The sequence below is a fragment of the Paraburkholderia sp. GAS348 genome, from assembly GCF_050434205.1.
Classification (GTDB): domain Bacteria; phylum Pseudomonadota; class Gammaproteobacteria; order Burkholderiales; family Burkholderiaceae; genus Paraburkholderia.
In genome coordinates this window covers 67128-93919 of the sequence record NZ_JBNPVT010000024.1, presented here as the reverse complement: position 1 = coordinate 93919, position 26792 = coordinate 67128, and the positions used below count along the sequence as shown (strand labels likewise).

Here is a 26792-nt window from a genome sequence, read left to right as displayed (position 1 = left end):
CTCAAAGATCAACCTCAAAGATCAACCTCAAAGATCAACCTCAAAGATCAACCTCAAAGATCAACCTCAAAGATCAACCTCAAAGATCAACCTCAAAGATCAACCTCAGAGACTGGCCCCCAAGGCTAACTAAGCCCCGTCAATCCTGCTTCGCGACAAACTCGATGCGGCGGTTGGCAAAGCGGCCGCTCGCGGTATCGTTGCTCGCGACCGGACGCGCGTCGCCATAACCTTGCGCGACGAGCGAATCCGCCGGCACACCCGTCTTCACGAGATACGCGCGAACCGCTTCGGCGCGCTTCTTCGACAGTTGCAGATTGGCTTGTGCGCCGCCGACATTGTCCGAATAGCCAGCCACTTCGAGCTTCGCCGTCTTGCCGTTGCGAGCGCAAGCATTCAGCACTTGCGCCGACTGGTTCAGATCTTCCAGCGCCGAAGCCGGCACACGCGCGCCGGCGCTTGCAAAGTTGATCACTTGCAGGTTCAACACCTTGACCACATCCGCTACCGCACATGAACTGTCCGGGGTGAGCAGGCCCTTGATCGCCCCGCGGAAGTTCTCGGTTGCGTTGGCGACCGCCTGTTCGACGTTGAACGAACCGATCTGATACGACGCGCCGAACAGCGACTTCAGTTTGTCGAGCCAGCCGAGCTTCGCGTTCGCCGCGCTGCCGCTCAGTTCCACGTGCGTGCCATCCATTTTGACCTCCGCACCCGGCAATGCCAGCAGCGGCAGCAGGCCGTCCAGATGAGCGAGCCAGTCGGCCGGCCTGGTGTCCTGATCGACGGTGACGTTCGCGGCGAAATTGCCGGCGCCAAAGCGCTTTGTCAGCGCCTCGATCAGCTGGGTCTTTTCGGCTTCGCTGCCGACCGTTGCGGTGAGCGTCGGCTTGCCGGCGTTGTTGACCATGAAGCTGAGCTGGCTATCTTTGGTCGGCGCGGGCGCGGCGGCGGGTTGCTGCGCTTCGCTGGCGGCGCTTGCGGCTACAGCGGCGGGCGTCGAAGCCGCGACCTCGCTGGCCGCGGGCGTTGAAGCCGCGGCGGCCGAGGCCTCGACCGGTGCGGACGCGGGCTGCGCCGTTGCCGCGGCTTCCGCGCTGCTTTGTTCGCCTCGTTGCTCGTTTTGGCAACCGCGCAGGAACAGGAAAGCCAGCACCGCAGCGATCGCCGCGAGCAGCCACCACAGCCCCTTGCGCGAACGGCGCTCTTCACGCACCACCGCGTCGGCCGGCACGCGGATGCTCGACAGGGCCTCGGCCACCGGCTTGGCGGCAGGTGTCGGATGGTCGATGTGCGCCGAGACCGCTTTCAGCTGCGACAGAATATTGCCGGTAAACGCGCCAAGTCCGCTCAGGCCAAGGCCAGCCATGAGCCGGTCGTTCAGGTACGGCGCTATGGCCGGCAGTTGATGGCCCAGCAGTGTAGGCAGCTGGCCGGCGTTGCCCTGCCCTTCGAGAAAGTGCCGCTTCAGCAGGCCCAGCAGCGTTGCGCCGACGATACCCGTCATGGCGTGCGTCGCATGCGCCGGCACGCCGGTTTGGGTAGCAACTTCGTCGCTGAGCGTATCGACGCGGCGATCGAGTGCACGCTCGAGCAACTGGCGCCCGACGCCTTCCAGCTGGCTCAAGCCGGTGGTGCTGCCGAGCAGTTGCGGCAGCTGCTCGGCGATGTGGCCGTTCACCTCGGGCGAGAGGATCATTGCGAACAGCGAACGCGCGCCGTCGAGCGTCGCGCCCTTCTGCATCAGGCCGGCGACTAGCGCTGGGCCGGTTGTTGCAAGCACCTTCTGGGTCGCGTCCGGCGGCAGCCCGAAGCGGGCCGCCAGCTGTCGCACGACACCGTCCGTCAACGCGGACTGAATCAGCTGAATCACATTGATACTCATCGCTTCGCTTCCTTGAGTTCCCGAACGCGCCACCTGACGCGCTCTTTTTCGCGGCGCGATTATAGGAGCATGAAAATCTCAAAAATGAGTCGACAAGATTAATTACAAAAAACTCCAATCTCGTTTGAAAAATCGCGTTTTATTAAAGCGAATTTACAGTCGCACGCGGCTGATGCACTACACCGATGTAGTAGTTCTTCTGACATACCATACAGCCACCCAAGAGGCTGATTGTAGGGATTTTATGGGAATTCAATTCCCAACAAAAAACAATAGACCACCCCGTCGTTCTGCCGTACCGTTAGCAGTAATTTATTGAACCCGGCTTCATTAAAATTACGCCATTATCAAAACATGCGCCCTCCATAATTTAAATTTGCCGTTCTTAATGGACCATCCATATTGGTGACCGCAACCGGAACATTCACGATGAGCCACTATCTTAAATATGCCGATTCCCTCGAAGTCACGCAAATGGATGAGGACGCCGTAAGCCATCAGATTGCCGAATCGATGGCGCGAGTGGGCCACGCAGTGTTCTCCCGGCACTGCCACGCCACGCGCAATGCCCATGCAAGAAGCCATGGAATATTGAAGGGCGAACTGGCGATAGAGGGTCTTTTGCCTGCCCACTTGGCACAAGGGCTCTTTTCTAAACCGGGCCGTTATCCAGTCGTCATCCGCCTCTCCAGCTCCCCAGGTGAAATTGGGCCGGACAGTCAACCGGCCGCGCGTGGATTTGCGATCAAGATTCTGGGCGTTGCAGGCAACAAAGTTCTGCCCGACGACTCCGGTCATACACAGGATTTTTTGCTGGTGAACAGTCCGTCGATCGCCTTCGGCGATGTCCGTTCGTATCAGCGCATGCAAGATTTTCTGGAGCGGGTAGAACACGATCCAGACGGAATGGCCGGCGCAGCGGCAAAGCTGAAGCGCTCGCCCGATCCCAAGCTCGAAACCATGCTGGCCGAAGTGCTGCGCGCAAATAGCAACCACATTCTGGGTGAAACCTTTTATTCGATGGCTGCCGTGCGGTTCGGCGAATACGTCGCGAAAATAAGCGCTGCACCCGCATCAGACGAGGTTCGAGCGCTGACCGGCGCGCCGGTCGACACACGTCACCGTCCGTCCGCATTTCGCGACATCGTCGTCGATTTCTTTCGCCAGTATGGGGCCGTGTATTCCCTTCGGGCGCAACTGTGTACCGATCTCGCCCGCATGCCCATCGAAAACGCCGCTGTTGTATGGGACGAGAGCGTTTCGGCCCATCAAATCATTGCGCGAATCACGATCCCCAGACAGGAAGCCTATAGCCCGGCCCGGCAAGCATACGGTGACGAGGTGCTCTCGTTTAATCCATGGCACGCGATCGAGGCCCATCGGCCTTTGGGCTCGATCATGCGGATTCGCAGAAAGGTGTACGAGCAATCCAGCCGGTACCGCCACGCGGTGAATGGCGAGCCACGCAGGGAGCCGGAAGACATATCGGAACTGCCTGACTAGCAACTCGATCAGCGCAACCCCACTCAACGTAAAGCTTAACGGTTGCCGACCCGTCTTCGGCTAATTTCTACTGCGAGGCATAGTATGAACATCGCATCCACCGCTGCAAATCGAACCCAGGCGAAAAGCCGAACCCGGGAAGAAATTATTCAGGCTGTCGAGGAGGCGGTACCTGATGCGTCTGCGCAATCGAAGAAAGCGCTGATCGATGACCTGGTCGCGCAGGAAGCCGACGAGACGCTAGCTGAAAATGGTTCGGCCGGCCGTGTCGGCCTGAAAAGCGGCAACGTTTCCGAACTCACCTCCATCGTCACGCTGAAACCCGGTGGCGCCGAGCGTTTGCGCCGCCTGTTCGCCATGGTGCGCGGAAATTTTTCCGGCGCGAACCGCGTCGCCACGTTGCACGATATGCGCTTCGTTTTCCTGGAAAACGACACGAAATTGTTGTTTGCAACAACGTACGACGGCGACTGGGACACTTACATCGGAGACTTCGCAACGAAGATTCCCGACTTGATGGACCTGCTTTTCAGTTCGGTGGAAGGCTGGCCCGGCATCAGGAGCCCGGACGTCAAGGATTTCATTGTCTCGAAGCAGATCACCGCAGCAGGGTGGTACGTCGCCAATCCCAAACAGTCTGTCGTTGACGTAAAGCGCAACGCAAAGATTGCAGAAACGCTCGATACGTTCCTGGACGAATTTGGAAAGATCGCCTGAACAAGTGGTGCTGACGGCCGGCCTACGAACCGGCCGCTCGAGACCCGGGCTTCGGCCGATGTTGGCGCGACGCCCCGCTCCGCGACATTGGAGCGGCACGAACGTCGCGCCTCCCTTGTTTCCCGGGTACCTGACATTCTCTCAACCGGAGGCAATCATCCTCGAACTCAATGCCATTCAGGCGTCCATTTTGCGTCATCGTCCGCAACCTTATGTAGGCACCCACCTTGCACTACGGATCGACAATCCGGAGCACGGACGATTACTCATCAAGCGGCTAACGCCCCATATCGCTTCCGCCGCCAACTGCCGGAATCTGCAGTCATGGATTTCCATCGGCATCAGCTACGCCGGGCTGCGTTTGCTCGGCTTGCCCGAGGCGTCACTGGCGAGCTTTCCTGAGGCGTTCCGAACAGGCATGGAGGGGCGAGCAACCCAACTGATGGACACCGGTCCGAACGCGCCGGGTAATTGGGATGAGGCATTTCAGGGCAGCCAGATGCACGTCTGCCTCAACGTCTTCAGCAGCGGCGGCGAAGCGTGGCAAAAAACCCTGGCTGTTGCCCATGAGCAATTCGTCGATCTGCATGGCGTAACACTGCTCGGTTCCCATGATTTCGGCTCCCATCCGGACAATCTCAATCCATTCGGCTACAGAGACGGGATCTCCGAGCCCGCAATCGAAGGTAGTGAAGTCGAGCCGCTGCCGGGTCAAGGCGCACCGATCAAGGCGGGTGAATTTATCCTCGGCTATCCCGGCGAAAGTGGCGAACCGCTCAAGATGCCGCAGCCAGATATTCTCGGGCGCAACGGCACTTTTGTCGCATTCCGGAAGTATCGCTCGCGGCTCGGGGCGTTCAACGATTACCTGAGATCGCAGGCATCAACCCCTGCGGGACGCGAACTGATCGCCGCAAAACTGGTGGGACGCTGGCGTTCCGGTGCACCGCTCACGCTTGCGCCCGAGACCGACGACCCGGAACTCGGCGCCGACTATCGTCGTAATAACGATTTCACGTACGCGGACGACCCGAACGGCCACCGCGTCCCGCTCGGCTGTCACATGCGAAGAATGAATCCCCGTGACAGCAAGGTTTCCGTGATGACGGACGTCAACGTTCATCGCTTAATCCGGTGTGGCACGTCGTACGGCAAACCCTACGATGAAAGTGTGACCTCGAGTCAGGATCAAGATGACGAGCGGGGCGTTTATTTCATGCTCATCAGCGCGAAAGCCCACGAAACGCTCGAGTTCTTGCAGCGCGAGTGGATCAACAACGGAAACTTTCAAAGTCTTGGGGACGAGCGGGACCCGTTGGTCGGCCTGCACGAAGAGAGCGATATGTTCACCGTTCCTGCGAAACCGGTTCGCCGGCGGCTGCTGGGCATTCAGACCTTCAACGTTCTGAAAGGCGGGGAGTACCTGTTTATGCCGAGTTTGCCGGCGCTGCAATGGATCGCCGATAGCGGTCAGTAGAAGCGCGCCACGTCATCGATCGGTGACTCCCCAGTACTTGCCCGACAGCATGCACCCCGGCCGCGCCGCGCCGGGACGGAAAGCAGGTGCCCCCACCTGCTGCTCCCGTACTTCGATCAGACAGCCAGGGTCGCGCGGCGCGGCGCCGTTTCACTACCGCGCCGGCTCGCCGCAATCAGTTCGGCCGCGCGCTCGCCGATCATCACCGTCGGAGAATTCGTGTTGCCGCCGATCAGCGTCGGCATCACGGAGGCATCGACGATCCGCAGCCCCGTCACGCCGCGCACCCGCAACTGCGGATCGACCACCGATTGCGCATCGCCACCCATCCGGCACGTTGCGACCGGGTGATAGATCGTGTCGGCATGCTCGGCGATGGTCCGGCGCAATTCCGCCTCGGTCTGGCCGGCATGCGTGTACAGCTCCTTGCCGCCATGCAGCGCCAGCGAAGGCGCGTCGAGAATGCGCCGCGCCATCTGCGCACCTTCCACCAGCAGGTCGAGATCGCGCGAGTCGCTGAAAAACCGCGGATCGATCACAGGCGCGGTGCGCGCGTCGGCGCTCGCGAGCGTCACCGTGCCGCGGCTATGCGGCCGCAACACGCACACGTGCAGCGAATAACCATGGCCCCAGTGCATACGGCGGTTGTGGTCGTCGACAATTGCCGCGCAGAAATGCAGTTGCAGGTCTGGGCGCTCGAGCGTTGGCCGGCTCTTCAGGAAGCCGCCCGCTTCGGCGACATTGCTCGACAGCATGCCTTGCCCATGCCGCATGAAGCTCACAAACTGCGGCAGCATCCGCGCGATGCCGCGAATCGAAAAGCCGGTCGGCTCGATCGACGACACCCGTTTGTTGATCGTGAAGTCGACATGGTCGATCAGGTTCTGGCCGACCTCGGGCGCGTCGTGCAGCACGGCAATGCCAAGCGACTGCAGATGCGCGGCCGGCCCGATGCCCGAGCACATCAGCAGTTGTGGCGAATTGAACGCGCCTGCTGCCAGTATGACCTCGGCACGCGCTTCCAGCGTTTCCGTACGGCCGCCGCGCACGATTTCGACGCCGCACGCGCGCTTGCCGTCGAAGCTCACGCGCAGCACCGTCGCATCGGCGAGCGTATGGAGATTGGGGCGCTCGCGGTCATAGATATAGGCGCGCGCGACGCTGCAGCGCCGTCCGTCGCGCTGCGTCACCTGGTAGAAACCGACGCCTTCCTGGTCCGCTCCATTGAAGTCGCCATTAGGTTTGTAACCGGCTTCCGTCGCGGCTTGCACGAAACGCTTCGAAAACGGATTGCGATAGCGCAGATCGGACACGCTCAGCGGGCCGTCCGCGCCGTGCCATGCATCGGCGCCGCGCTCGTTGCCTTCGGCGCGGCGGAAATACGGCAGGACGTCGGCCCACGACCAGCCTTCGCAGCCGAGTTGCGCCCATTCGTCGTAATCGAGCGGATGGCCGCGCGTGTAGATCATTGCATTGATCGCACTCGACCCGCCGAAACCCCGCCCGCGCGGCTGATAGCCCTGGCGTCCGGCGAGTCCCGGCTGGGGCGTCGTCAGATAACCGTAGTTGGTCTTGAGTTTGTGCGGCACGACGGCCGCCACGCCCACCGGCATGTTCACGAACAGATTGCGGTCCGTATGCGGACCGGCTTCGATCAGGGCGATCGTGGCGTCCGGGCAGCTATCCGCCAGACGGCTCGCGAGCGAGCAGCCGCCCGAGCCCGCACCGACGATGATGTAGTCGTATTGCATCCGCTCCTCCTGGTGGGGCTGCGTTGCTCGCAGACCCTATCGAGTGCACACTTGTCTACGTGTGTTTCATCGGCATTGTAGGGAGCGTTCGGGCGCGACGGCGGGTTCGTGTCAGAGCGATCCCTCTAAACGAAAGGCCTCCCGCGACCCTATGATGAAAGACGCGCATACGCCCGCCAGGCCGCTGCGCGCGGCATTCAAACACGGCGCCCCGCGCGCCATCCACTGAGCGTGCGGCACGACACGCCACGATAAAACAGCACGCCGTCGATCAGCGACGGCGCGCATCCGGTGAACGGAGACAGCAGATGGAACGGCACAGCTTCGGCCACACTCACGACGTGACAAATCAGGCGCCTCCGCTCGCGGATTACAACCTGTTTTCGAGCGACGTCGCGTTGTCCGCCGCCCTCGAACGCGAAGGGGCCGCGTGGCATCGCGAGGCATTGCAGCGGCACGGCGCGGTGCTCGCCAGGCCGGAGACGCTCGCGCTTGCCGAACTGGCGAACCGCCACACGCCGGAACTTTTCACGCACAGTCCGCGCGGCGAACGCATCGACGTGCTGGAGTTTCATCCTTCGTGGCATACGCTGCTGTCGCTGTTGCGCCGCGAAGGCCTGCACGCGTTGCCGTTTTCCGATCCGCAGCGCGGCGCCATGGTCGCGCGTTGCGCCGGCTACTTCCTGCACGCGCAACTCGAATCCGGCTCGCTCTGCCCGCTGACGATGACCTTCGCGAGCATCCCGGTATTGCAACGCGAACCCGCGTTATTCGACACGTTGCGCGATAAGCTCTACGCCCGCGAACACGATCCGCGCGACGTGCCGCTCACACAAAAGACCTCGGCGATGATCGGCATGGGAATGACCGAGAAACAAGGCGGCTCGGACGTGCGAAGCAACCAGACCCGTGCGTATGCCACGCGCGGCAGCGGCCGTGGCGCGGAATACCGCCTTGTCGGTCACAAATGGTTCTTCTCCGCGCCGCAATGCGACGCGCATCTGGTGCTCGCCCGCACCGGCGATCACGCAGGCCTCTCATGCTTCTTCGTGCCGCGCTTCGCGCCGGACGGCAGCAAGAACGCCGTGCAGATCCAGCGTCTGAAAGACAAGCTCGGCAACCGCTCGAATGCCAGCAGCGAGGTCGAATTCTTCGACGCGTTCGGCATCATGATCGGCGACGAAGGCCGCGGCGTGCCGACCATCATCGAAATGGCGAACTACACGCGGCTCGATTGCGTGATTGGCAGCGCGGCCTTGATGCGTGCGGCGCTGGTGCAGGCGATCCACCACGCACGGCACCGCAGCGCCTTCGGCCGGCAGCTGGCCGATCAGCCGCTGATGCGCAATGTGCTCGCCGACCTGGCGCTGGAATCGGAAGCCGCGACGGTGCTGTTCATGCGACTCGCGCGCGCTTTCGAAGAGTCGGCCGAGGCGTCGTCGGCTGCGCCCGCCGAACGCGCATGGCGCCGGATCGTCACCCCGGCGGCGAAGTACTGGGTCTGCAAGCGCACGCTGGAATTCACCGGCGAGGCGATGGAAGTGTGGGGCGGCAACGGTTATGTCGAAACCGGCCCGATGGCGCGCTTCTATCGTGAAGCACCGGTGAATTCGATCTGGGAAGGCTCGGGCAATGTGATGTGCCTCGACGTGTTGCGCGCCATGGAGCGCGAGCCCGACGCGGCGCAGGCCTTGTTCGCCGCATGGCAAGCGGATGCGCAAGGGCACCCGGCTTTGAGCGCCGCGCTCGGCAAGCTCGCCGCCACACTCAACGGCCCCGCCGAACATCGCGAAGCATCCGCGCGACGGATCGCGCAGCAGATCGTGCTGATCGCGCAGGCCACCTTGCTCCTGAAGCACGCGCCAGCGGAAGTCGCCGAGGCCTTCATCGCCACGCGTCTCGCGGACGGCTGCGGCGAGAGCGGCCGCGTGTACGGCACGCTGCCGGCCACGTTCGACCACGCGGCGATCATCGAACGGGCATTTCCCGCTTGATACCGGCCGATAAGCGCGACTCAACGCTCACGTTATCCAACAGGGATAGGGACACCTATGAAGAACGATCTGCCGGAAGTTGCCGCGCTCGAAGCGCTGCTGCGCGATCAACGCCATGCTTATTTGCGCGCGCCGTATCCGTCGTGGGCAGCCCGTGCCGGACATCTGAAAGCGCTGCGCCAAGTCATGCTCGACAACCGCGACGCACTCGCCGACGCGATGAACGCCGACTTCGGCAATCGCGCGAAACAGGAAGTGCTGCTCGCCGAATTCCTGCTGATCAAGGAAGAGATCGACGCCGCGCTCAGGCACGGCAAACGCTGGATGAAAGCACAGCGCCGCAGCACCAGCAAATGGCTGATGCCGGCGCGCGCGAAAGTCGTGCCGCAGCCGCTCGGCGTGGTCGGCATCATCGTGCCGTGGAATTATCCGGTGCTGCTCGCCGCCGGTCCGCTGATCAGTGCGCTGACCGCCGGCAACCGCGCCATCGTCAAAATGTCCGAATTGACGCCGCGCACTTCGGCGCTATTCGAGCAGCTGATCGGCCAGACCTTCGCACGCGACCACGTCGCCGTGGTGAACGGCGACGCCGCCCTCGCCGCCGCGTTCAGTGCGCAACCGTTCGACCATCTGCTGTTCACCGGCTCGACCAAGGTCGGCCATGAAGTGATGCGCGCCGCCGCCGAACATCTGACGCCGGTCACGCTGGAGCTCGGCGGCAAGTCGCCGGCGATCATCGGTCAGCATGCGCGCTTCGACAACGCGGTGGATAACCTCATCGCCGGCAAGACGCTCAACGCGGGCCAGACCTGCGTCGCGCCGGACTACGTGCTGGTGCCGCGCGGCAAGGAGCAGGCGTTCATCGACCGGGCGCGCGCGCGGATGGCGAAGATGTACCCAGATTTCGCGCACAACCTCGATTACACGTCGATCATCTCGGAGCGGCACTTTGCGCGGCTGCAACGTCTGGCGGACGAAGCGCAGGCCGCCGGCGCGCAACTGCACACGCTCGCCGACAGTACACCGGACGAGGCAAGCCGCCGCTTCCCGCTAATCGCCGTCACGAATGCGCCGGACGAGAGTGCGCTGATGCAGGAGGAAATTTTCGGCCCGCTGCTGCCGATCGTCCCTTATGACACGCTCGACGACGCGATCGCGTGGATCAACGCGCGGCCGCGGCCGCTCGCGCTGTATCTCTACGCCGACGACACCGCGACCATCAAGCGCGTCACGCGCGACACCATCGCGGGCGGCATGGCGATCAACGAAACGCTGATGCATCTGGCGTGCGAAAGCCTGCCGTTCGGCGGCGTCGGCGCGAGCGGGATGGGGGCATATCACGGTTACGAAGGCTTCGTGACCTTCTCGAAGATGAAGCCGGTATTGACGCAGGCGCGCCTGAACGCGCGCGGATGGATCTCGCCACCGTACGGCAAGCGGGTGAACGCGCTGCTGAAGCTGATGATGCGGTTTTGATGGGGCGGCCATCCGTGGGCCGGCCGTCAGCGCGGCGGGCATCCGTGGGCCGGCCATCCGGGCGGCGGGCGCCCACAGGCAGACGCGTTCAGCGCCCGGGCGCCCCACCAGAAACATCCGCAATATCCGTCGCGACCACATCGGTCACGTCCTGCACGGCGGCCGCTGCACCTTCCGGCGCGTCCCCGGCGCCGCTTTCCAGCCGATGCAGCCACGCGAGCAGTTCCGCCACCGCCTGATAAAGCTGCGGCGGAATTCGCGTGTCGAGATCGACCTGCATCAGCAACGAGACCATTTCCGGCGCCTCGTGCACATACAGGCCGGCCTCCTTGGCGCGCTGCACGATCATCTCAGCCAGCATGCCGTAGCCCTTGGCGATCACGCGCGGTGCGGGATCGCTGCCTTTGGCGTCGTAGACGAGCGCGGCCGCGCTGCGGCGATTTTTGCGGCTCATCACATATCCCAATCGAAATTGTCGAGCGGCGTGACTCCAGGGCGGGTAACACCGGCCGTGCGGCGCCCAGCCGACGCCATGTCAGCCTCCGAGGCAGCCGATGCAGCCGATGCCGAGCGCGCATACGCCGACGCCGCCGCCTGCCCGGCCATCGCGGCGCTTGCCGCACCCGCCGCGGTGGCAGGCATGCCGCCGCCGATCTCGCGAATCGTCAGCCCACCCAGTTCGATGCCCGCGGCCGCGAGCCGCTGCCGAAAGCTCTCACCCTGCGCCGCCAACCGCGCCGCACCGCCCGGACTCGCCTGCACGCGCGCCACCAGGCGCGAGCCGGTCAGCGTCAGGTCCGCATCGACGGTGCCGAGCGTCGGCAGCGAAAGTGTTAGCCGCGTATGCCACGGCTGATCGTCTTCGCTCGCCATGCCACCGCCGCTGCGGTCCCATTCGTCGCCTTCCTGCTCGATGGTCCAGTCGAGCCTCGCGCCCGGCCATGCTTCGCCAGTCCAGCGAAACTGCCCGGTGGCGAGCAGATCGAGTTGCTGACGCACCAAAGGAACGGTCGCGGGGTGAACCGCGGCCGCCATCGACTGCGAGTTTTGCGACGACCCGTCGTCGGCCAGGGGCGCGGCGGCGCTGCGTACGTTCGAGTGCGCCGGCTGGCCGTTCAGGTCGGATAGCGAACTCGCCAGGACCTCGCCTGCGACAAAGCGCGCGGCCTGTGCGGTCTGGATCGACGGCATCGCGCGGGCTCCCGCGCTGCCGTCCGGCGCGCCGTTGCCCGGACCGTTGGGTGCTGCGCCCATGCCCTGCCGGGGCGTCGCACCGGAGGAAGAGGCCTGCTCGGCATCGCTCGCCCAGTCGAGCGGCAATTGCGCGTCGGCGGCCACCAGCTTGTTTTGCGCCTCGCCGGCGAGGGCGGCGGGCGGCCGCTGCCCCGCCAGCCATTGCGCGAGATGGGATTCGTAAAACAGGCCGCTTTCTCCGACCGTCTGTTCGAGCGCGGCCGCGAGCGCCGCCACCGGCACCTGAGCCGCCGCCACATTGGCGGTGGCCGCGGCACCGGCGGTATTCGGATTGGCAGATGAAGCAGCGGGCGTGGCAGCCGTATCGAAGAGCGGCAAGCCGCCCGCCTCGACGTCGAGCGCCGGGGCGGCCGGCCAGATCGGCGCCTGACCGAGCACCGCCGGGGTCGCCTCGCCGCCTGAACTCACGATCGCATTGAGCGTCAGCGCGACGGCGGACAGCGCGGTTTGCGCGGAAGCCGGCGGCGGCGCGGGTGGCGCGATGGGTGTGGTATTGAGAAGCTCGGTATCGACTCCCGCCGCGCCAGTCTGCGAGGCAGTTGCACTACCCGGTGCCAGATTGAGCAGAGTGTCGACCCGGTTCGCAAGCAGCGACGTGACGACCGCGTCGATTCCGTTCATACCGATTCCTTGGTCACAGTGGCGGCAGCGCGCTCAAATACGGTCGGGCGGACTGATGCAGCGCGTTGCCCGCGGGCAAACTCAGCGCGCCCCGTACAGTTCCTTGAGCACGCGGGTTGGCCGTCCGGCGAACAGCGCCGACAGATTGACCATGCGCGGATTCGCCAGATCGCGGATCGCAGCGTCGTCGGCCAGGATCTGACGGATCAGCGCGTATTTGCGCACGCGCTCCGTATCGTCCAGTCTGACGCTGGTTTCCGCGTCTCTCAACCCGTCCACCAGCTTCCGATATTCCTCCTGCAAATGGACCAGATCGTTCCACAGGGCGCGCCGGGCAGCCATCAGCATACGGCGGGAAATCGCTGCAATCGCCTCGTAGCGGGCGAAATATTCTGCGTTCGATGTCATCTCATGCTTTCCGCGGCGGGCTGCGCTGCCATCCGAGCGATCTCCGGGGCAATCCCGATCCATGCCTCTTCGAGCGTCGCCAGCAGACGATCGACCTCGATCAGCATTGCCTCGCTCTGTTTTCTGTTGGTCAGACGATGCGGACTCGCGCCCATCACCCCTGTCTCGACGCCGACGCGTGCGTACGCATTGGCTCCAGAGTGTCCTGGGGAAAACATCGGCGCTCCTCCTCTCTTGCCCTGCAGTTGGTCGTGGCCCCCCATCCGGGCACGCTGCCGCACCCGGATTCCTGCCTGTACCTGGTTATCGGATAGGCAGCGGGAAAGCTTTAGGCCGATGTAAGGAGGATTAAGGGGCCGATGGGGGCGGTATCGGTCGCCCTTACACCGACATCTGCATGATGTCGTTATAGGCCGACACCAGTTTGTTGCGCACCTGCAGGCCGAACTGGAAGCCGATGTTGGCCTTCTGCGAGTCGACCATCACGTCGTTCAGCGAGACGTTCGACGCACCAAGCTCGAACGCCTGCGCCTCGCCAGCCGCCGTGGTCTGATCGCCGCTGATCTTGTCCAACGACGCCTTCAGCGCCGAGGCGAAACCGCCGGCCGTCGCCGCGCCGGATTGGCCGGCGATCGGGCTGCTGCTACCGGCCGCTTGCGCCGCCATCGACTGCATCTGTTGCAGCGCCGACGAGAGCGCGTTCACGGGCAAAGTCATGTTCTCTCCTGGGAATGACGACCGGCATGCCGGAAACCGTACCGATCTGGACGAAAGCATAGCAGTGGCCCATACGGGAAAGCCCCGAAACTAGGGGGAAAACCCGGCTCTATTCAAGCAATCGGGTTGAGCCGCGCTGCGGATAATTTCAAGGGTGAAAGTCTCTGTCCGCACGCCCGCCGACCCTCGGTGCGCATGAGCGGCAGAACGCAAAGGCACCCCGGAGATACCCGACGCATGGATTCGTCAGCCAACTCTTTGATCAACCCCGACGCCCGCATGGGCCTCGCTGGCGCCCAGCCGGGCACCGGTGCGGCCGGCGCCGGCCAGGCCGGCGGTGCCGCGGACCTCGGCGGCCTGGGGAGCAACCTGGGCGGCAACTTCGGCCAGCGTCTGTCGGGTCTCGCGCAGATGCGCGGCAACCCGCGCGCCCCGCTGATTTTCGCGGTTGCGCTGCTCGTCGCCATCGTCGCGGGTCTGCTCCTGTGGTCGCGCGCGCCGGACTACAAGGTGCTCTACAGCAACCTGTCGGACCGCGACGGCGGCGCCATCATCACCGCGCTGCAGGCGGCCAACATCCCCTACAAGTTCTCCGACGCCGGTGGTGCGATCCTCGTGCCGGCCGAACAGGTGCATGAAATGCGTCTGCGGCTGGCTTCGCAAGGTCTGCCCAAGAGCGGCTCGGTCGGCTTCGAACTTATGGACAACCAGAAGTTCGGCATCAGCCAGTTCGCCGAGCAGATCAATTACCAGCGCGCCCTGGAAGGTGAACTGGAGCGCACGATCGAATCGATTTCGTCGGTGAAGTCGGCACGCGTGCATCTGGCCATTCCGAAGCCTTCCGTGTTCGTGCGCGACAAGGAAGCGCCGTCGGCCTCCGTGCTGGTCAACCTCTACCCGGGCCGCGCGCTCGACGAAGGCCAGGTGCTGGCGATCACCCATATGGTGTCCTCGGCGGTGCCGGACATGCCGGTGAAGGGCGTGACCATCCTCGACCAGGACGGCAACCTGCTGACGCAGCCGTCCACCGGCAGCGGTCTGGACGCCTCGCAACTGAAGTACCGCCAGCAGATCGAGCGCAACACCCAGCAACGCATCGACGCGATCCTGTCGCCCCTGTTCGGTTCCGGCAACGCGCACTCGCAGGTCAGCGCCGATATCGACTTCTCGCAGAGCGAGCAGACCTCGGAAAACTACGGCCCGAACGGCACCCCGCAGCAGGCGGCGATCCGCAGCCAGCAGTCGAGCACCGCCACCGAAATGTCGCAAGGCGCGGCCTCTGGCGTGCCGGGCGCGCTGTCGAACCAGCCGCCGCAGCCGGCTTCCGCGCCGGTCACGGCGGGCAACGGCGCGCCTGGTGTGACGGCCACGCCGGTCAGCGACCGCAAGGATTCGACCACCAACTACGAACTCAACAAGACCGTCCAGCATCTGGAGCAGCCGATGGGCGGCATCAGGCGCCTGTCGGTGGCGGTGGTGGTCAACTATCTGCGGGTAGTCGACGCCAAGGGCCACGCGACCATGCAACCGGTCGCCGCCGACAAGCTCGCGCAGGTCAATCAGCTGGTGAAGGACGCGATGGGCTTCGACGCCGCGCGCGGCGACTCGGTCAACGTGGTCAACAGCCCGTTCACCGTCGACGCCGACCCGGATGCCGACCTGCCGTGGTGGCGCACGCCGGACATGATCGCGCTCGCCAGGCAGGTTGCGACCTACCTCGGCATCGGCGCTGTCGCTTTGTTCCTCTACTTCGTGATGGTGAAGCCGGCGCTGCGCCGCGCCTTCCCGCCGCCCGAGCCGGTCGTTGGGGCGCTGCCATCGGCGGACGAGCCGATCCTGCTGGACGGCATTCCGGCCGCCGAGCGCCTGGGTGCGGCCTCCGTCGCCGAACTGGAAGGCGACAGCGAAATGCTCGCGCTCGAAAGCGCGAAACACAAATACGAGCGGAATCTGGAATTCGCGCGCAATATCGCCCGCCAGGATCCGAAGATCGTCGCAACCGTCGTGAAAAATTGGGTGTCCGATGAGCGCTGAAGGCGTAATGAAGAGCGCGCTCCTGCTGTTGTCGATCGGCGAGGAAGAAGCTGCGCAGGTGTTCAAATTCCTCGGGCCGCGCGAGGTCCAGAAGATCGGTGTCGCCATGGCGGCGCTGAAAAGCGTGACGCGCGAGCAGGTCGACGAGGTTTTGCAGGAGTTCGTGCGCGAGGCGGAAACGCACACCGGCATGTCGCTCGATTCGAACGAGTACATCCGTTCGGTGCTGACCAAGGCCCTCGGCGACGACAAGGCCGGCGCGATCATCGACCGGATTCTGCAAGGCAGCGACACCAGCGGCATTGAAGGCCTCAAGTGGATGGACTCGGCAGCGGTGGCCGAACTCATCAAGAACGAGCACCCGCAGATCATTGCGACCATCCTCGTTCACCTGGACCGCGATCAGGCTTCGGAAATCGTCGCCTGCTTCACCGAGCGTCTGCGTAACGACGTGCTGTTGCGGATCGCCACGCTTGACGGCATCCAGCCGGCCGCGCTGCGCGAACTCGACGATGTGCTGACGAGCCTCCTGTCCGGCAGCGACAACCTCAAGCGCAGCCCGATGGGGGGCATCCGCACGGCGGCTGAAATCCTCAACTTCATGTCGAGCAATCATGAAGAAGGCGTCATCGAGAACGTTCGCCAATACGACGCGGAACTCGCGCAGAAAATCATTGATCAGATGTTTGTGTTCGAGAACCTGCTCGATCTGGAAGACCGCGCGATCCAGCTGTTGCTGAAGGAAGTCGAGTCCGAGGCGTTGATCATCTCGCTGAAGGGCGCGCCGCCCGCGCTGCGCCAGAAGTTCCTGTCGAACATGTCGCAGCGTGCTGCCGAACTGCTCGCCGAAGACCTCGATGCGCGCGGCCCGGTGCGCGTCTCCGAAGTCGAGACGCAGCAGCGCCGCATCCTGCAGATCGTGCGCAATCTGGCGGAAAGCGGCCAGATCGTTCTAGGCGGCAAGGCGGAAGATGCTTATGTCTGATCAGAACTCCGCGGCGAAGGAAAGCCTCTCGGCCTACCAGCGCTGGGAGATGGCCTCGTTCGATCCGGTGCCGCCGGCGCCGCCCGAACCCGAAGTCGACGACGGCGCGTTCGAAGCCGAACTCCAACGTCTGCGCGACGCCGCGCATGCACAGGGCATTGCGACGGGTCACGTCGCCGGGCAGGCGCTCGGTTATCAGGCCGGTTACGAGCAAGGCCACGCACAGGGTTTCGTGCAGGGCCAGAGCGAAGCGCGCGAAGAAGCGGCACGTCTTGCCGCGCTGGCCGAGACCTTCAAGGCGGCACTCAACGGCGCGCAAGGCGCGATCTCCGAGACACTGGTCGCGTTGGCGCTGGACATTGCCCAACAGGTGGTGCGCCAGCATGTGCAGCACGATCCGACCGCGCTGATCGCGGCAGCCCGTGAGGTGCTGGCCACCGAACCGGCACTGCTCGGCGCGCCGGCGCTCATCGTCAGCCCCGCCGACCTGCCGGTCGTCGAAGCCTATCTGATGGAAGAGCTGCAAACGCGCGGCTGGACCGTGCGTACCGATCCGTCGGTCGAACGCGGCGGCTGCCGTGCGCAAGCCGGCACCGGTGAGGTGGACGCCGGCATCGACACGCGCTGGGAGCGCGTCGCCGCCGCACTCGGCAAGGTAAGCACATGGTGACGCCGACGCTCGAAGAGATCCACGCCAGCGATCTGACGCCGCTCGAACGCGAGCTGGCGCTGGCGTCGTTCGGCGCCGAGGCGCTGGCGGATGTGCCGGCTGCAGTGACACCCGCTGCGGCTGCGATCGCAGCCATCGATGCCGCGTCGCGCGAGCCGGGCGCCGGGCATCCGGCGCAGGGCGCGGCGGCGAGCCGCGAGTCCGACGCGGCAGATGCCGCTTCAAATGCCGCTTTTTCGAGCCCCGCTTCCCCCCCTCCCGCCCCGTACGATCCCGCACTCGACAGCAACCCGCACATGCAGGCCTGGCGCGGCCGGCTCGACGCGCTGCGCGCCCGCAACGCGATCGCCAAGCCGATGCGTGCCTGCGGACGTTTGACGCGCGCCGCCGGTCTGGTGCTCGAAGCGGTCGGGCTGCGCCTGTCGGTGGGCGCCGAAGTGATGATCGAACTGCCGTTCGGCAGTTCTCTGCCGATGGCCGAAGCCGAAGTAGTCGGTTTCTCCGGCGACAAACTGTTTCTGATGCCGACCACCGAAGTGATCGGCCTCCTGCCTGGCGCCCGCGTGTACCCGCTTGAGAGCGCGCCGATCGCCGATCCGATGGCGGGCGCGAAGCGTTTGCCGGTCGGCTGGGAACTGCTCGGCCGCGTGCTGGACGCGTCCGGCCGCCCGCTCGACGGCCTCGGCCCGCTCGGCGCGCATGCCGATGCGCCGTTGTCCTCGCCGGTCATCAACCCGCTGAACCGCGAGCCGATTCACAAGGTGCTCGACGTCGGCGTGCGCGCGATCAATGCCCTCCTGACCGTGGGGCGCGGGCAGCGCATGGGTCTGTTCGCCGGTTCGGGCGTCGGTAAATCGGTGCTGCTCGGCACGATGGCGCGCTACACCAGCGCCGAGGTGATCGTGATCGGCCTGATCGGCGAACGCGGCCGCGAAGTGAAGGAATTCATCGAGCAGATTCTCGGCGAGGAAGGTCTCGCGCGCTCGGTTGTGATCGCCGCGCCGGCCGACGTCTCCCCGCTCTTGCGGATGCAGGCTGCGTCGTACTCGACCTCGCTCGCCGAATATTTTCGCGATCAGGGCAAGCACGTGCTGCTGCTGATGGATTCGCTGACCCGTTACGCGATGGCGCAGCGCGAGATCGCGCTGGCCGTGGGCGAGCCGCCTGCCACCAAGGGCTATCCGCCTTCGGTGTTCGCCAAGCTGCCGGCGCTCGTCGAGCGCACCGGCAACGGCCCGGCGGGCGGCGGTTCGATCACCGCGTTCTACACCGTGCTGACCGAAGGCGACGACCAGCAGGACCCGATCGCCGACTCCGCGCGGGCGATTCTTGACGGCCACATCGTGCTGTCGCGCTCGCTCGCCGAGGCCGGCCACTATCCGGCGATCGACATCGAAGCGTCGATTAGCCGGGCAATGACCGCGCTGATCGACGATAGCCATCTCGAGAAGACGCGTATGTTCAAGCAGATGCTGTCGCGCTATCAGCGCAACCGCGATCTGATCAACGTCGGCGCCTATTCGAGCGGGCGCGACGCGCTGCTCGACCGTGCGATTGCGCTGTATCCGCGGATGGAAGCATTTTTGCAGCAAGGTTTTCGTGAATGCGCGAACTTTGAACCGAGTATCGATATGCTGAACGCTCTGTTTGCCTAAGGAGGCTAACGATGGCGAAACACTTTCCGATCAAGACCCTTATTGGCCTGGCTCAGGACGATGTGGATGCTGCCGCACAACGTCTGGGCCGCGCGCAGCGCGAGCGCAACGACGTGCAGTCGCAACTTGATTCGCTGGTGCAGTACCGCGACGAATATCACGCGCGCTTCACGGCAACCGCCCAGACCGGCATGGCCGCCGGCAACATGCGCAATTTCCAGGCGTTCATCGACACGCTCGACACCGCCATCGAACAGCAGCGCAAGCTGCTGGTGACGGCCAATGCGCGCGTCGAGGCCGCCAAGCCCGACTGGCAGCGCCAGAAGCAGAAGCTCGGCTCGTATGAAGTGCTGCAGGCGCGTGGCGAAGCCGCCGAAGCGAAAACCATGGCGCGGCGCGACCAGCGCGATGCCGACGAACACGCCTCCCGAATTCTGAGGATGCGTGCCGAGGGCGTCTGATGCGCCCGGGCGTCGCCTCGATTGACCGAACACCTCGTTTGACGGATTGACAGGATTCCCTATGTCGTTTCTTTCACAGATCGGGTCACTGCTCGGCTCTGCCAGCAGTACGTCCGCCAGCGCGGCCACGGCCGCTGCGGCGAACGCCAAACCGTTCTCGCAAACCCTGCAGCAGAGCATCGACATGCAAAACAACGCGGCCGCGCAGAGCGCGAGCAAGCCGCCGGCTTCGTCGTCCTCTTCGTCTTCGTCTGCTTCCCCGTCGTCCTCGGCATCTTCGTCGAGCGTGGATGGCGCGCCGCCGCCCGATCCTTCGACGAAGAACCCGGATACCGCGAGCAGCAACACGGACAACAGCAACTCGGCGGGTACGTCCTCATCCGGCTCGTCGGCAGCTTCTTCGGCAGCTTCTTCGGCAGCTTCTTCGTCAGCTTCTTCGTCAGCTTCTTCGTCGGCTTCTTCGTCAGCTTCTTCGTCAGCTTCTTTGTCCGCTCCTTCGTCTGCTCCTTCGTCTGCTCCTTCGTCTGCTCCTTCGTCCGCTTCTTCGTCCGCTTCTTCGTCGGCTTCTTCGTCCGTTTTTTCGTCCAATACGCAGCAGGCCTCGACCAAGGCCAACGCGACGCCGCCGAAGTCTAATCTGACCACGCAGACCGACGCGGGCACGGCAGCCGCCGCCGCCGCCGCGCAGGCTCAGGCGATTGCGAATAACGCCATCGATCCGGCGATCGCGGACCCTGCCACGGCACTGACTGACGCCGTGGCCACGCAGCCCGGCACGGACACCACGACGGGCACCGCCACGGGTAAAAAAACTGGCGCGACCGATCCGAAGTTGGCGCAGGACGCGTTGCAGGCGGCGCTGGCCGCGCTGGCGAGCGGCCAGGGTGTGGTTCCGGCGCAGGCGCTGGCAAGCGGCGCGGCGGCGAACGCTGCGACGGCGGCAGGCGGCCTGGGTGCTGGCGCGAGCAACGGATTCAATGGACTCAATGGACTCAATGGACTCAATGGATCGTCCGACGGCAAGACGCTTGCGGCCGGTTTGTTTGGCGACGGCAAGGGCTCGAGCGCAGTCAAGAGCGCGTTGACGGCGGCGGCCACGACGGTGGCGGATCCATCGGCGTCGGCCAAGGCTGCGGCGGACGCGCTGATTGCGACGGTTGCTGGCGGTGCGCAGGCTGACGATCTGGCCTCCTTCAAGAGTGCGGCCGATACTGCGACGGCGGCGCTGGCAGCTGGCCAGGCCGCGGCGGGCGCCGCGAGTGCGACGGCGGCTGTGCAGACGACGGGTAACGCGGGGGCTGCGGAAGTGGCGAATGCGTTGTCGCCGCAGGTGGGCACGGCGGACTGGGAAGACGCGTTGAGTCAGAAGGTGGTGTTTTTGTCGAATGCGCATTCGCAGAGCGCCGAGTTGACGTTGAATCCGAAGGATTTGGGACCGCTACAGGTTGTTTTGCAGGTTGCCGATAACCATGCACATGCGTTGTTTGTTTCGCAGCACCAGCAGGTGCGGGAGGCTGTGGAGGCTGCGCTGCCGAAGCTTCGCGAGGCGATGGAATCCAATGGGATTGGGTTGGGGAGCGCTAGTGTTAGCGATGGGTTTGCCCGGCAGGGCGGGCAGCAGCAGAGTGCTGGTTCGGGGCGTTCGGGGGGGCGCGGTGGGAGCGCGGCGGGGTTTGCCGGCGGCGCTGGGTCGGATTCTGACTCTGTAGCGGCTAATGTTGCCGTGCGGCGGACTGTGGGGCTGGTGGATACGTTTGCTTGATGGTTTTTTTGCCCGTTCGGGCGGGGGATTGCCTGGCGGCGCGGCTTTTGGGTTTGTTGCCTTTGGCGGGGTTTGTTTGCCTGCGCGTCGCGGACGGGTCTGCATGGGAAACCAGGGGCTTCGGTTCAAGTCTGCGGAGGCCATCGGCTTCGCCTTGGCGAAGCGCCGAATGAAGGGCGCACACGAAAACGCGGCAATCGGTTTTATGAACTACGCTTCGGCGCGCGCAGCGCCGCCGGAGGTATGACTCCCTTGTCACTAGCGCATGCAGGTGCACGAACACGGATTCCAGATGCACCACTACCGCTTGCGAACTACGGGACCCGCTTAGCATTAGCGGTTTGAGCCGCTTTCTTTGCTTACTTTCTTTGCGGCGGCAAAGAAAGTGAGTGCCGCCCCGCACAGGGGCAACGCTAATAAACCACGAACAATTCAAGGAAAGGCCAAGAACCCAGATCAAGGAAAGGCCAAAACCATAAGCGCACAAACAAAAAGCTCCGAAGAGGCAAAAAAGCAAGGAAAGACCACCGCCGCAGGTAAACAGAAAAGCAAACGCCAAACAGGCAAAAAAACCCCAACCCGCCGAAGGCAAAAAACCCCAATCCCCCGCCTGAAAGGCAAAAACCAGAGATAGCCCTCAATAACCCTTCTTTTCGACCCATCGCGCCGCAGGCAAATAAACAACAATCACCCTCACCAGCACTAAAGGCAAGCAAAGCAAACCTCATGGCAACCACGACCGCAAACCAGCAAGCCGCGCCCGCTTCCCCGGGCCCCTTGAAGCGCATCATCCTGATCGTCCTCATCGCGATCATCGCCGCAGGCGCTGCCGGCGCGGGCGTGTGGTTCTTCATGTCCAAGCGCAGCCCAGCCCCCGCTTCAGCGGAAACCGCCAGCGCGCCGGCGCCATTGGCCGTGCCGCTCTTCTTCCCGCTCGAATCGATGACAGTCAACCTGCAATCGGACGACGGTCAGCAGCACTTCCTGCGTATCGGCCTGACGCTCAAGCTCGACGACCCGAAAATCCAGCAGGAACTCGCCGACCATATGCCGGAAGTGCGCAGCCGCATCCTCCTCGCACTGTCGAACAAACACCCGGAAGAACTCGCGCCGCTCGAAGGCAAACGCGCGCTGGCCACCGAACTCCAGACGCTGATCGAACAGCCGACCGATAAAGGCGCCTCGCCAGTCCACGTCCAGGACGTCCTGTTCACCGAATTCGTCGTGCAGTGAACTTGTTTCACGCTGCCATCATTAACCGCCGGACGCACGAGGAATAAGGAATGGGCCACGAAGAGTTCATGTCCCAGGAGGAGGTCGATGCCCTCCTCAAGGGCGTCACCGGCGAGTCCGACTCGGTCGCCGAGCAGACCGATCGTTCCGGGGTACGCCCGTACAACATCGCGACGCAGGAACGCATCGTCCGCGGTCGGATGCCCGGCCTCGAAATCATCAACGACCGCTTCGCGCGTCTGTTGCGCGTCGGTATCTTCAACTTCATGCGGCGTTCGGCGGAAATCTCCGTCGGCCCGGTGAAGGTGTTGAAGTACAGCGAGTTCACCCGCAACCTGCCGATCCCGACCAACCTGAACCTGGTCCACGTGAAGCCGTTGCGCGGCACGTCGCTGTTCGTGTTCGATCCGAATCTGGTGTTCTTCGTCGTCGATAACCTGTTCGGCGGCGACGGGCGTTTCCATACCCGCGTCGAAGGCCGCGATTTCACGGCAACCGAGCAGCGCATCATCATGAAGCTGCTCAATCTCACGTTCGAGCACTACGCGGCCTCGTGGAAAAGCGTGCGCCCGCTGCAGTTCGAATTCGTGCGCTCGGAAATGCACACGCAGTTCGCCAACGTGGCGACGCCGAACGAAATCGTCATCGTCACGCAGTTCTCGATCGAGTTCGGCACGACGGGCGGCACGCTGCACATCTGCATGCCGTATTCGATGATCGAACCGATCCGCGACATTCTCTCGTCGCCGATCCAGGGCGAGGCGCTGGAAGTCGACCGCCGCTGGATCCGCGTGCTGTCGCAACAGGTCCAGGCAGCGGAAGTGGAGCTGACCGCCGACCTGGCCGAGGTGCCGGTCACGTTCGAACAGATCCTGAACATGCGCCGTGGCGATGTTCTGCCGATCAACATCCCGGAACACATCACGGCGAAAGTCGATGGCGTACCGGTGATGGAATGCGGCTACGGAATTTTCAATGGTCAGTACGCGCTGCGGGTCCAGAAAATGATCAGCGCAGCCGACACGATGAAGGAAGGTGGATATGAGTGACCTGAACGCAAAGACTGAGGCCGAACTGGCCGGCGGCGAGCCGCAGCTGGCCGCCGACGCAGCCAGCGCCGAAGACGACGCGGCGATGGCCGACTGGGCCAGCGCGCTGGCCGAGCAGAACGACAACACGGAAGTCAGCGCGACCACGGCAGGCGTGTTCCAGCCGCTCTCGAAGGTCGAACCGACCTCGACGCGCAACGACATCGACATGATCCTGGACATTCCGGTCCAGATGACAGTCGAACTCGGCCGCACCAAGATCGCGATCCGCAACCTGCTGCAACTCGCGCAGGGCTCGGTCGTGGAACTGGACGGCATGGCGGGTGAACCGATGGACGTGCTGGTCAACGGCTGCCTGATCGCCCAGGGCGAAGTGGTGGTCGTGAACGACAAGTTCGGCATCCGTCTGACCGACATCATCACGCCGTCCGAACGCATCCGGAAACTGAATCGATGAACCGCGTTGCCGGTCGCGCCATGCTGCATGCGTCGCGCAATGTTCTCAATCGCGCTGCGTCCGCAATAACGACAGCAATGGCAACGACGGCAGCGGCCACCTCGGCGCTGATGTTCACGCTGACCTCGGTGGCGGCATTCGCACCCTCGGCCGCGCACGCAGCCGACATGAACGCGGTCAATAACGCCGCGAAAATCGCGTCGGGTGTGGGTGCAGGCACGGCCGTTCCGGCGCTCGGCGTCGGCGCGGTGCTGCAAACCATCGTCGGCCTGCTAGTCGTGATCGGCCTGGTGTTCGCCTGTGCATGGCTCGCGCGCCGCTTCGGCTTGCAGCCGGCCAATCGCGGCGGCCTCGTCAAGACGATCGGCGGCGCCTCGCTCGGTGGCAAGGAGCGGGTTGCAGTGGTGGAGATCGGCGATACGTGGCTCGTGCTCGGCACGGCGCCCGGCAATGTGCGTCTGCTGCATACGATGCCCGCAGGCGCAGCCGCGATCGATCCGGCCACAGGCACGCAACCGGGCGCCTCGGCTGCGTCGGGTAAAGGAGCAGCGTTGCCCGGCACCTTCGGCCAACGCTTTCGCGACGCGTTAAAAGGCGAACTGGGCAAACGTTTCAATGGGCAAGGCAGCGGGGATCGCTAATGCAGTTCAGTTTTCAATCAGCGCAATCGGTACGTCACGCGCACGCCACTCGCATGTCCTGCGTCGCCTCGAAAGTCATTCCCGTCCTACGCCGTATCGTGCCGGCCGTGTTGCCGGCGCTGATGCTGGCGCTGCCGACGCTGTCGTTCGCACAAACCGCCGGCTTGCCGGCCTTCAATACGAGTCCGGGCCCGAACGGCGGCACGACCTACTCGCTGAGCGTGCAGACGATGCTGCTGCTCACGATGCTGTCGTTCCTGCCGGCGATGGTGTTGATGATGACGAGCTTCACGCGCATCATTATCGTGTTGTCGCTGCTGCGCCAGGCGCTCGGCACGACCACCACGCCGCCTAACCAGGTGCTGGTCGGTCTCGCGCTGTTCCTCACGCTGTTCGTGATGTCGCCGGTGCTCGACAAGGCCTATAACGACGGCTACAAACCGTTCTCCGAAGGCTCGATGCCGATGGAGACCGCCGTCAGCCGCGGCCTCGCGCCGTTCAAGACGTTCATGCTGCGTCAGACCCGTGAAAGCGATCTCGCACTGTTCGCCCGCATCTCGCACGCCGCGCCGATGCAAGGTCCGGAAGACGTGCCGTTGTCGCTGCTGGTGCCGTCGTTCGTGACGAGTGAACTGAAGACGGGCTTCCAGATCGGTTTCACGATTTTCATCCCGTTCCTGATCATCGACATGGTGGTGGCGAGCGTGCTGATGTCGATGGGGATGATGATGGTGTCGCCCGCTACCATCTCGCTGCCGTTCAAGCTGATGCTGTTCGTGCTGGTCGACGGTTGGCAATTGCTGCTCGGCTCGCTCGCGCAGAGCTTTGTTTAACCGGGTCACTTAGCTGAGTCACTTAGCTGAGTCACTTAGCTACCTCACTCAACCCTTCACGCTTCCGGTCGAAAACGCCATGAATCAAGAATCCGTCATGACGCTCGCGCACCAGGCCATGTATGTCGGCCTGTTGCTTGCCGCGCCGCTCTTGCTGGTCGCGCTGGTGGTCGGTCTGGTGGTGAGCCTGTTCCAGGCCGCTACGCAGATCAACGAAACCACACTGTCGTTCATTCCGAAGCTGCTTGCGATCGCCATCACCATGGTGATCGCCGGTCCGTGGATGTTGACGACCATGCTCGACTACCTGCGCCAGACGCTCACCAACATCCCGTCGCTCGTCAACTGAGCGCGGCCCCGGCCTCCGCCCGGCGCTTACCCCCTCTCCCACCGCCATGTTTTCCGTCACCTACGCACAACTGAACGTCTGGCTCACGGCGTTCCTGTGGCCGTTCGTGCGGATTCTCGCGCTGGTGGCGACCGCGCCGGTGCTCGGCAACCGCTCGTTGCCGACGCGCGTGAAGATTGGCCTCGCGGCCTTCATCACGATCATCGTCGCGCCCACGCTCGGCGCGCTGCCTCAGGTCACGGTGTTTTCCGCCGAAGGCGTGTGGATCATCGTCAACCAGTTTCTGATCGGCATCGCGCTCGGCATGACGATGCAAATCGTGTTTCAGGCGATCGGCGCCACCGGCGATTTTGTCGGCCTGGGCATGGGTCTCGGCTTCGCGACCTTCTTCGATGCGCAGGCGAGCAGTTCGAGCCAGGTAATGTCGAGCTACATGACCACGATCGCGATGCTGGTGTTTCTGGTGATCGACGGTCATCTGCAGATGATCAGCGCGCTGCTGACCACGTTCCAGTCCGTGCCGGTGTCGGCGAATATTCTGGGCGCGCCCGGCTGGCGCACACTGGCGAATTTCGGCAGCACGGTGTTTTCGGCGGGGCTGCTGCTGTCGCTGCCGGTGGTCGTCGCACTCCTGATCACCAACATCTCGCTCGGCATCCTGAACCGCGCCGCGCCACAAATCGGCGTATTCCAGATCGGCTTTCCGATAACGATGCTGTTCGGCATACTGCTTCTGCAGCTGATGATCCCGAACATGATTCCGTTCTTCATGCGCCTGTTCGATGTCGGCATCGATCAGATGGGGCGGGTGGCAGCGGGGTTGAAGTAGCGCGGCGGCACTGCGTGCTTCGCCCTCACTC

The 26792-nt window shown here is 63.9% G+C and carries 26 protein-coding genes; 19 read left to right on the top strand and 7 right to left on the bottom strand.

Going from position 1 to position 26792, the window contains the following annotated elements; translation table 11 throughout:
- Positions 1-139: 139 nt before the first annotated feature.
- Positions 140-1885: an OmpA family protein gene (locus tag P3T22_RS28280; protein WP_429326739.1), complete on the bottom strand. Its 1746-nt coding sequence runs from the start codon at positions 1883-1885 to the stop codon at positions 140-142.
- 429 nt (positions 1886-2314) lie between these two features.
- Between P3T22_RS28280 and P3T22_RS28275 the strand changes: the two genes are divergently transcribed.
- The 3 genes from P3T22_RS28275 to P3T22_RS28265 all read left to right on the top strand — a co-directional run bounded on the left by P3T22_RS28275 (position 2315) and on the right by P3T22_RS28265 (position 5582).
- A complete protein-coding gene (locus P3T22_RS28275; protein WP_063497599.1) occupies positions 2315-3388 on the top strand; it encodes a catalase family protein in 1074 nt (357 codons plus the stop codon).
- An 84-nt stretch (positions 3389-3472) separates the two neighbouring features.
- Positions 3473-4105 (top strand): hypothetical protein, encoded by a 633-nt coding sequence (locus P3T22_RS28270; protein ID WP_063497600.1) that lies wholly within the window; start codon positions 3473-3475, stop codon positions 4103-4105.
- A gap of 58 nt (positions 4106-4163) precedes the next feature.
- Positions 4164-5582, top strand: a complete 1419-nt coding sequence (locus tag P3T22_RS28265) for a Dyp-type peroxidase (RefSeq protein WP_429326738.1) — start codon at positions 4164-4166, stop codon at positions 5580-5582.
- Between the two features lie 116 nt (positions 5583-5698).
- Here the strand turns inward: P3T22_RS28265 and P3T22_RS28260 are convergent, their stop codons facing one another.
- The gene (locus P3T22_RS28260; RefSeq protein ID WP_429326737.1) at positions 5699-7333 is read right to left on the bottom strand and encodes a GMC family oxidoreductase; all 1635 of its coding nucleotides are present in this window, start codon (positions 7331-7333) and stop codon (positions 5699-5701) included.
- Positions 7334-7641: 308 nt separating this feature from the next.
- On the opposite strand from P3T22_RS28260, the gene P3T22_RS28255 reads away from it, so the two are divergent.
- Both P3T22_RS28255 and P3T22_RS28250 read left to right on the top strand, forming a co-directional pair.
- Positions 7642-9327, top strand: coding sequence for an isovaleryl-CoA dehydrogenase (locus P3T22_RS28255; protein WP_063497602.1), 1686 nt, complete (start codon positions 7642-7644; stop codon positions 9325-9327).
- 57 nt (positions 9328-9384) lie between these two features.
- Positions 9385-10803 carry a coniferyl aldehyde dehydrogenase gene (locus P3T22_RS28250; protein WP_429326736.1) on the top strand — a complete coding sequence of 473 codons (1419 nt, stop codon included), beginning with the start codon at positions 9385-9387 and terminating at the stop codon, positions 10801-10803.
- An 88-nt stretch (positions 10804-10891) separates the two neighbouring features.
- Here P3T22_RS28250 and P3T22_RS28245 read toward each other — a convergent pair whose 3' ends face one another.
- The 5 genes from P3T22_RS28245 to fliE form a co-directional block, all read right to left on the bottom strand.
- On the bottom strand, positions 10892-11257 hold the full coding sequence (locus P3T22_RS28245; protein ID WP_429326735.1) for an EscU/YscU/HrcU family type III secretion system export apparatus switch protein: 366 nt from the start codon (positions 11255-11257) through the stop codon (positions 10892-10894).
- A complete protein-coding gene (locus P3T22_RS28240; RefSeq protein ID WP_429326734.1) occupies positions 11257-12678 on the bottom strand; it encodes a flagellar hook-length control protein FliK in 1422 nt (473 codons plus the stop codon). Before P3T22_RS28240 ends, P3T22_RS28245 begins: the two co-directional genes overlap by 1 nt.
- Positions 12679-12759: 81 nt before the next feature.
- Positions 12760-13086 carry a flagellar protein FliT gene (locus tag P3T22_RS28235; RefSeq protein ID WP_063497606.1) on the bottom strand — a complete coding sequence of 109 codons (327 nt, stop codon included), beginning with the start codon at positions 13084-13086 and terminating at the stop codon, positions 12760-12762.
- On the bottom strand, positions 13083-13304 hold the full coding sequence (locus tag P3T22_RS28230) for a hypothetical protein (protein WP_429326733.1): 222 nt from the start codon (positions 13302-13304) through the stop codon (positions 13083-13085). The genes P3T22_RS28235 and P3T22_RS28230 overlap by 4 nt, the downstream gene beginning before the upstream one ends.
- Positions 13305-13467: 163 nt before the next feature.
- Positions 13468-13803, bottom strand: a complete 336-nt coding sequence (gene fliE, locus P3T22_RS28225; protein ID WP_063497607.1) for a flagellar hook-basal body complex protein FliE — start codon at positions 13801-13803, stop codon at positions 13468-13470.
- A 237-nt stretch (positions 13804-14040) separates the two neighbouring features.
- On the opposite strand from fliE, the gene fliF reads away from it, so the two are divergent.
- From fliF to fliR, 14 genes are all read left to right on the top strand, one after another.
- Positions 14041-15837, top strand: a complete 1797-nt coding sequence (fliF, locus tag P3T22_RS28220; protein ID WP_429326732.1) for a flagellar basal-body MS-ring/collar protein FliF — start codon at positions 14041-14043, stop codon at positions 15835-15837.
- Positions 15827-16822, top strand: coding sequence for a flagellar motor switch protein FliG (fliG, locus tag P3T22_RS28215; RefSeq protein ID WP_063497609.1), 996 nt, complete (start codon positions 15827-15829; stop codon positions 16820-16822). Before fliF ends, fliG begins: the two co-directional genes overlap by 11 nt.
- Positions 16809-17492 (top strand): flagellar assembly protein FliH, encoded by a 684-nt coding sequence (fliH, locus tag P3T22_RS28210; RefSeq protein WP_181448388.1) that lies wholly within the window; start codon positions 16809-16811, stop codon positions 17490-17492. The genes fliG and fliH overlap by 14 nt, the downstream gene beginning before the upstream one ends.
- Positions 17486-19147 (top strand): flagellar protein export ATPase FliI, encoded by a 1662-nt coding sequence (gene fliI, locus P3T22_RS28205; protein WP_429326731.1) that lies wholly within the window; start codon positions 17486-17488, stop codon positions 19145-19147. The genes fliH and fliI overlap by 7 nt, the downstream gene beginning before the upstream one ends.
- A gap of 11 nt (positions 19148-19158) precedes the next feature.
- Positions 19159-19608 carry a flagellar export protein FliJ gene (fliJ, locus tag P3T22_RS28200; RefSeq protein WP_063497612.1) on the top strand — a complete coding sequence of 150 codons (450 nt, stop codon included), beginning with the start codon at positions 19159-19161 and terminating at the stop codon, positions 19606-19608.
- A 61-nt stretch (positions 19609-19669) separates the two neighbouring features.
- Entirely contained in the window at positions 19670-21370 is a 1701-nt protein-coding gene (locus P3T22_RS28195; protein ID WP_429326730.1) for a flagellar hook-length control protein FliK, read from the top strand.
- A gap of 355 nt (positions 21371-21725) precedes the next feature.
- Positions 21726-22004 carry a hypothetical protein gene (locus tag P3T22_RS28190; RefSeq protein WP_429326729.1) on the top strand — a complete coding sequence of 93 codons (279 nt, stop codon included), beginning with the start codon at positions 21726-21728 and terminating at the stop codon, positions 22002-22004.
- Between the two features lie 92 nt (positions 22005-22096).
- Complete coding sequence (fliL, locus tag P3T22_RS28185) at positions 22097-22603, top strand: flagellar basal body-associated protein FliL (RefSeq protein WP_429326728.1); 507 nt, start codon at positions 22097-22099, stop codon at positions 22601-22603.
- A gap of 50 nt (positions 22604-22653) precedes the next feature.
- A complete protein-coding gene (fliM, locus tag P3T22_RS28180; protein ID WP_429326727.1) occupies positions 22654-23652 on the top strand; it encodes a flagellar motor switch protein FliM in 999 nt (332 codons plus the stop codon).
- Entirely contained in the window at positions 23645-24109 is a 465-nt protein-coding gene (gene fliN / locus P3T22_RS28175) for a flagellar motor switch protein FliN (RefSeq protein ID WP_063497616.1), read from the top strand. Before fliM ends, fliN begins: the two co-directional genes overlap by 8 nt.
- Positions 24106-24750, top strand: a complete 645-nt coding sequence (fliO, locus tag P3T22_RS28170; protein ID WP_429326726.1) for a flagellar biosynthetic protein FliO — start codon at positions 24106-24108, stop codon at positions 24748-24750. The genes fliN and fliO overlap by 4 nt, the downstream gene beginning before the upstream one ends.
- Entirely contained in the window at positions 24750-25583 is an 834-nt protein-coding gene (gene fliP, locus P3T22_RS28165) for a flagellar type III secretion system pore protein FliP (RefSeq protein WP_063497617.1), read from the top strand. Before fliO ends, fliP begins: the two co-directional genes overlap by 1 nt.
- Before the next feature lie 79 nt (positions 25584-25662).
- On the top strand, positions 25663-25932 hold the full coding sequence (fliQ, locus tag P3T22_RS28160) for a flagellar biosynthesis protein FliQ (RefSeq protein WP_028198519.1): 270 nt from the start codon (positions 25663-25665) through the stop codon (positions 25930-25932).
- 46 nt (positions 25933-25978) lie between these two features.
- Positions 25979-26761: a flagellar biosynthetic protein FliR gene (gene fliR / locus P3T22_RS28155; RefSeq protein ID WP_063497618.1), complete on the top strand. Its 783-nt coding sequence runs from the start codon at positions 25979-25981 to the stop codon at positions 26759-26761.
- Positions 26762-26792 lie beyond the last annotated feature (31 nt).

Coding starts and splice junctions, on each gene's coding strand:
- fliE (WP_063497607.1), bottom strand. CDS start 13,803: ATGACTTTGCCCGTGAACGCGCTCTCGTCGGCGCTGCAACAGATGCAG.
- P3T22_RS28280 (WP_429326739.1), bottom strand. CDS start 1,885: ATGAGTATCAATGTGATTCAGCTGATTCAGTCCGCGTTGACGGACGGT.
- fliM (WP_429326727.1), top strand. CDS start 22,654: ATGGGCCACGAAGAGTTCATGTCCCAGGAGGAGGTCGATGCCCTCCTC.
- P3T22_RS28240 (WP_429326734.1), bottom strand. CDS start 12,678: ATGAACGGAATCGACGCGGTCGTCACGTCGCTGCTTGCGAACCGGGTC.
- P3T22_RS28270 (WP_063497600.1), top strand. CDS start 3,473: ATGAACATCGCATCCACCGCTGCAAATCGAACCCAGGCGAAAAGCCGA.
- fliQ (WP_028198519.1), top strand. CDS start 25,663: ATGAATCAAGAATCCGTCATGACGCTCGCGCACCAGGCCATGTATGTC.
- P3T22_RS28195 (WP_429326730.1), top strand. CDS start 19,670: ATGTCGTTTCTTTCACAGATCGGGTCACTGCTCGGCTCTGCCAGCAGT.
- fliO (WP_429326726.1), top strand. CDS start 24,106: ATGAACCGCGTTGCCGGTCGCGCCATGCTGCATGCGTCGCGCAATGTT.
- fliP (WP_063497617.1), top strand. CDS start 24,750: ATGCAGTTCAGTTTTCAATCAGCGCAATCGGTACGTCACGCGCACGCC.
- fliJ (WP_063497612.1), top strand. CDS start 19,159: ATGGCGAAACACTTTCCGATCAAGACCCTTATTGGCCTGGCTCAGGAC.
- P3T22_RS28275 (WP_063497599.1), top strand. CDS start 2,315: ATGAGCCACTATCTTAAATATGCCGATTCCCTCGAAGTCACGCAAATG.
- fliF (WP_429326732.1), top strand. CDS start 14,041: ATGGATTCGTCAGCCAACTCTTTGATCAACCCCGACGCCCGCATGGGC.
- P3T22_RS28250 (WP_429326736.1), top strand. CDS start 9,385: ATGAAGAACGATCTGCCGGAAGTTGCCGCGCTCGAAGCGCTGCTGCGC.
- fliL (WP_429326728.1), top strand. CDS start 22,097: ATGGCAACCACGACCGCAAACCAGCAAGCCGCGCCCGCTTCCCCGGGC.
- fliG (WP_063497609.1), top strand. CDS start 15,827: ATGAGCGCTGAAGGCGTAATGAAGAGCGCGCTCCTGCTGTTGTCGATC.
- fliI (WP_429326731.1), top strand. CDS start 17,486: ATGGTGACGCCGACGCTCGAAGAGATCCACGCCAGCGATCTGACGCCG.
- P3T22_RS28260 (WP_429326737.1), bottom strand. CDS start 7,333: ATGCAATACGACTACATCATCGTCGGTGCGGGCTCGGGCGGCTGCTCG.
- P3T22_RS28230 (WP_429326733.1), bottom strand. CDS start 13,304: ATGTTTTCCCCAGGACACTCTGGAGCCAATGCGTACGCACGCGTCGGC.
- fliN (WP_063497616.1), top strand. CDS start 23,645: ATGAGTGACCTGAACGCAAAGACTGAGGCCGAACTGGCCGGCGGCGAG.
- P3T22_RS28235 (WP_063497606.1), bottom strand. CDS start 13,086: ATGACATCGAACGCAGAATATTTCGCCCGCTACGAGGCGATTGCAGCG.
- fliH (WP_181448388.1), top strand. CDS start 16,809: ATGCTTATGTCTGATCAGAACTCCGCGGCGAAGGAAAGCCTCTCGGCC.
- P3T22_RS28255 (WP_063497602.1), top strand. CDS start 7,642: ATGGAACGGCACAGCTTCGGCCACACTCACGACGTGACAAATCAGGCG.
- fliR (WP_063497618.1), top strand. CDS start 25,979: ATGTTTTCCGTCACCTACGCACAACTGAACGTCTGGCTCACGGCGTTC.
- P3T22_RS28265 (WP_429326738.1), top strand. CDS start 4,164: ATGTTGGCGCGACGCCCCGCTCCGCGACATTGGAGCGGCACGAACGTC.
- P3T22_RS28245 (WP_429326735.1), bottom strand. CDS start 11,257: ATGAGCCGCAAAAATCGCCGCAGCGCGGCCGCGCTCGTCTACGACGCC.